The organism is Sphingobacterium siyangense (genome assembly GCF_007830445.1).
GTDB classification, from domain to species: domain Bacteria; phylum Bacteroidota; class Bacteroidia; order Sphingobacteriales; family Sphingobacteriaceae; genus Sphingobacterium; species Sphingobacterium siyangense.
Genome location: NZ_VLKR01000067.1, coordinates 1 through 4501 on the forward strand (window position 1 = coordinate 1; position 4501 = coordinate 4501).

The following is a 4501-nucleotide window of genomic DNA, read 5'->3' on the forward strand; positions in this document are numbered from 1 at the left end:
TCTTTTTTATAGGTTAAGTTGGTCTTAGACAATACCATTTTGAATAAGCTCTCATTTAAATAAAATAATTGTGAAGCAGGGAATACGAACTCAACCTTTTTATAAAAGATCAAACGAAAGCAAATCAACCATTGTTATATCCATACTTTCATAAATTAGTTAATAACAGGTAGTAAAAACCTTGAGATCCCCCTCCTCAAGGTTTTTTTTATTTTTTCAAACGAATATTATATTTCTGTTGTCCTTTATACGAAAAATGAGAAGATTGCTTTTGCTGGCTTGATTTGCACTTGTTAGGCCAGCTTCTTTTTGAAACCGACTATCCCATTATTGGGATCATAACTATATATATCAGGGCTGGTTTATTCCGGCCTTTTTTAGGATATAAATCCTATCTTAGTCCTATGCTGTACAATCCCTTTGAACAAGTCACCAAAAGTTCGTTTCGCGAGCTCGTCGAGTCGGGCTACGCCGACTTTGTGCTGCAGCGCTTTGAGTGGCCCGATGTTAAGGAAAAGACAGGCTTCCTGCTCACGCCGTATGATGACAAGGAAGCTGCCGATCAGCATGCCCATCAACTGGGGGCAAAGGAGGGAAGAGCTTTGCAGTTGCCGCAGGATGCCGATAAGATTGAAAGTCTACTGGAAACAGGGTCAGGCTATCGTATTTTTCTTAATCGCATCAAGGAGGAGAATTGGGATAAGCGTATGCTTAAGCTCTATGAAAAAAATATTGTCAATTACCTGCGTACCAAGACCAGGTTTCAGCGCAAAAATCCGATCGATATCCTATTCTCCTTAGCATATGGTCGGGTAGTGGCTACCATTAGCGATGGGCAGACCCAAAAGAAAGTATTTGCTATCGAGATACTTCGCTAATCAGATCCGGTCCGAACCAGAAAGCAGCCATTTTCTTGTCGTAGGGCAATCCGTATTTAAAGTACAAATTGCGTATATTCGTATCAAAGCCAAACAAAAAAGGATACCATTATGTGCTGGGATATTAGCCTACATACCGATATTGATATTATCAAAAAGACTTTTCCGCAATTGCGGGATGAGCGCCGTCAATTGGATTACAACTATGATTATCTGGAAAACGTCCAGGCCATTACCTTTCCCAAATATCCGATCCTGTATAAGGAAAAGGACTCAAGCCAGCTGGCCTTGACCGAGATGGAGTGGGGTGTATTGCCTACCTATATTGACGATCCGAAGCTGCAGGCTGATCGCCGGCGCAATATGATCAATGTGCGTAGCGAGCGTATCTTGGAGGATAAAAAATCCTATTGGTACCGCTTGCGCAAGCAACGTTGCCTTATCCCTGTGAGTGGTACCTTTGAGCATCGTGCGGTAAAGGGCTGGAAAAAGAAAGTGCCTTATTTCATCGGTGAAGCGGGAAGAGAGCTATTCTATTTGCCAGGTCTGTATCAGTGGCATGAGACGGTGGATGAAGATGGTGTGGTTGAACGTGTAGGATCTTTTGGTATGCTTACACGGGCAGCCAATGAGGTGATGGCCAATATCCATAATGACGGGCCCAATAAACATCGTATGCCTTTATTCCTGCCTGAGGATCTCGAGCGTCAATGGATCGAGGACATTAACGAAGAAGATATGCCACCGATTTTCCGATTTGAAATGCCCAATGAAAAGCTGAAGCATTATCCAGTGTATACCTTGAGAGGATATCCAAACCGCCCCGATGGTAAACACCGTTATGAGGAATTTGATTGGGAGGGATTGCCGCCATTGGGAAGTGATACGGCGCAGACTTCGTTGTTTTAAATCAATGTCCAATGGGAAGTTTAACAAAATATGTGTCAGATGATCGCCCTGAGTTCGCGGTGTTTATCGAAGATGACGATAAGGTTTGCTATGCTTACCTTTAGAAAGAAGGTGAAAATATTATTGCCCATGTTTGGCTATACAATGTAGCGCCCACTCCGAGTGAGCCAGAATTGCAAATAGAGGATAATCATCCCTTTTTAAATTCCGAGGAATTTGTTGGAGAAAATCTTGATCCATTCGACGCTTGGTCGCCTGTTGAAGTCACTTGGGATTTTGGGGAAGAAATAGTAGCTAAGATATTTTTATCCGAAAGGTTTATCGCGAAACTTACCGCAGGCGCACGGCCTGGTTGCTCAAGTTTGGTCATTAAAGATGGACCTTTGGCACTGAAGATGTAGAGCTTTTAAACTATGATTGTCAGTAAAGATTCCTACGTGTTTTTATTTCTTCGATCCTTTTATAATAAAGTTTTCTTTGTTTTTGTTTACGAAATGGGTCAACAGACAAATAAATAAACAACAATATAATAATTGCAGAAAAAAAAGCAGCGACATACATTAACCAAGTGAAAAACTTTTTCATTTTTTTCGGGGCAGTCCCAATAAGTATGTGAATAAAAACTGCGTATTCCAGTTATGTTCCTTATAACTGGACTCTTTTTTCAAATAAAGTTAAGAATTGTGATAAGATCCATAGTTATTGAGATTTTATTATCGTTAACTCGCCATCATCAAATCCCACCGTTATTGCTATCGCTTGGGCAAAAACTGAAGTTTTGAAATCTTCGGATTTTACATATGATTGAACTAGCGATTCAGCATATTTTAAAATATCCTGCCAGTCTTTATCTTTTAAAAACTCCGGACCGAATGAAAAATATTTCTGTTTAGGTTCAAAGTCGATATTGGTAGCCCAATCGTCATCATCTTTATCGAAAGTTTTGGAGCCAGTGAGATACATGGTGAAACCCTCTTCTGATTCGAAAAGCCCGAAATTGAACGCAATTATTGATTTATCAATCCTTTCAGTTTTGTTGATATTATCCACCCATTCGTGGAATCTTTGATCGACTGGTTTAACTTTATGCAGATAGCTCATCATGGTGCAGTAGGAGTAATGTCGTCAAAAGTAATAATTAATACGTATCTATTCTGGTTTTATTTTCAAGCTGAAAAGATGTTTGAGTGATTTTATCTCATCTCGGATTTGATCTTTGGGCATTGTGTTATCAATATATAAAGAATGAAGCTCCTAGCATCCTTTCTTCCATGGAAAATGGGACAAGAGGAAAAAAATATGACTTTAAACGATATGGCGGCATTAGTTATGAGGTGCCAATTACATATCTTTATCTTGGCGTAGATTTTTTAGGGAATATTGTTGTGCGAGAGATGTTGGAAATTACTCGGCGGGCTTTATTGCAGGCAGAAAGGGTATCTCTTGGGCATCCATCAGGAATAAGTCTTTTTAGACAAAGAACTTTTATGTATGATAAATAAAAAATGAGAACAATTATTAAAATCATTGGTTTTATTGCTCTTTTACTTCTAGTATTTGATCAGTCAAGGTCTATATATAGGCTTGATGATAGTCATTATATTACCGTTTGGAAAAGATTAGGTAATAAATGCATCATCACACTTGATAAACATTATTCAATTTTCAAGCCATCTAAGTATATTGAAACAACCAATGACAATTTTGTAACAATTGTTATTGACAAGCAACATGTAAATTCTGATTTTGCGCTATATTCGGGTCAAAATAAAGCTGTCAACATAGTAGGACCTCAAAATATAGTGATCTATAAAAATGATAATTATGATGAGTTTCAAAAGCAGTATTATGATAATAACAGCTATAAAAGACACCACTTATATTTTTCTGTCGATATCAAAGAAAAATTGATTTCAAAATTTAGTGAAGATTAAATGCTATTATATAAATTTTTTCCATTTGTAATCTATACAGCCCGATCTGATGATTGGGCTCAATTTATAGGGCTAACCTTGACGATAAAACTTCAATAGGGCGGAAGTTATACAGATCATAGGAAACAAATTATATGCTGCAATCAGCCAAGCCATAAGACTGCTTCACAAACTATCAATCGTCGGGTAACTTTACTATCTAAAGTTCAATGGCGTAAACTAGTGCTTGCAATGGTTGTATGGTTTAAGTATCAAAGAGTTTACCATCCATCGGTAAACTCTTTGAAATAGGATGCTATTGATTAATGAGTTGCTTTTTTCAGGTCACTCATTAGCATTTTGTAAGGAACTTCAACTGCCACTACAATAGATCCGCCCAATAGAACAATAAAGAAAGGATTTATTCCAAGCAACCATCCTATAATTATAACCATACCACAAATAACGTACGAAAATCGTACTGTCCATTGCATAACAATCTTGGAAACAGGATTAAAGACAGAGACGAAACCCTCGGAAAGAAGAATTGTTTTTATCTCCTTCGATAATAGAGAAAGAGAAATCATAGTAGACAATTTAAAATTCGAGAGCAAAGCTTTCAAATGATCTGTTCCTGATAAAATAATTGCAAGGATCAAGCCGCCAATTACGGTTGCCTCTATGCCAGAGATAAGTTCTTGTGATGTGGTAGTGTAAACTGAACTGTGTCACATCACTCCTTTTAGGGTTCGTTCTCAGAGGCTTTCAGCCTCGAGTGCGAACCCTAAAAGGAGTTGCCGA

General features: G+C 38.1%; 5 protein-coding genes. 4 read left to right on the top strand and 1 reads right to left on the bottom strand.

The window, feature by feature from the left end; genetic code table 11:
- Nucleotides 1-404 precede the first annotated feature (404 nt).
- Both IQ31_RS27175 and IQ31_RS27180 read left to right on the top strand, forming a co-directional pair.
- Nucleotides 405-878, top strand: a complete 474-nt coding sequence (locus tag IQ31_RS27175; protein WP_070568388.1) for a hypothetical protein — start codon at nt 405-407, stop codon at nt 876-878.
- A gap of 111 nt (nt 879-989) precedes the next feature.
- Nucleotides 990-1787: an SOS response-associated peptidase gene (locus IQ31_RS27180; RefSeq protein WP_158638987.1), complete on the top strand. Its 798-nt coding sequence runs from the start codon at nt 990-992 to the stop codon at nt 1785-1787.
- 699 nt (nt 1788-2486) lie between these two features.
- Here IQ31_RS27180 and IQ31_RS27185 read toward each other — a convergent pair.
- Nucleotides 2487-2891 (bottom strand): hypothetical protein, encoded by a 405-nt coding sequence (locus IQ31_RS27185; RefSeq protein ID WP_145331501.1) that lies wholly within the window; start codon nt 2889-2891, stop codon nt 2487-2489.
- A 167-nt stretch (nt 2892-3058) separates the two neighbouring features.
- Between IQ31_RS27185 and IQ31_RS27190 the strand changes: the two genes are divergently transcribed.
- Both IQ31_RS27190 and IQ31_RS27195 read left to right on the top strand, forming a co-directional pair.
- Nucleotides 3059-3289, top strand: a complete 231-nt coding sequence (locus IQ31_RS27190) for a hypothetical protein (RefSeq protein ID WP_145331503.1) — start codon at nt 3059-3061, stop codon at nt 3287-3289.
- A 3-nt stretch (nt 3290-3292) separates the two neighbouring features.
- The gene (locus tag IQ31_RS27195; RefSeq protein WP_145331505.1) at nt 3293-3721 is read left to right on the top strand and encodes a hypothetical protein; all 429 of its coding nucleotides are present in this window, start codon (nt 3293-3295) and stop codon (nt 3719-3721) included.
- Nucleotides 3722-4501: the final 780 nt, after the last annotated feature.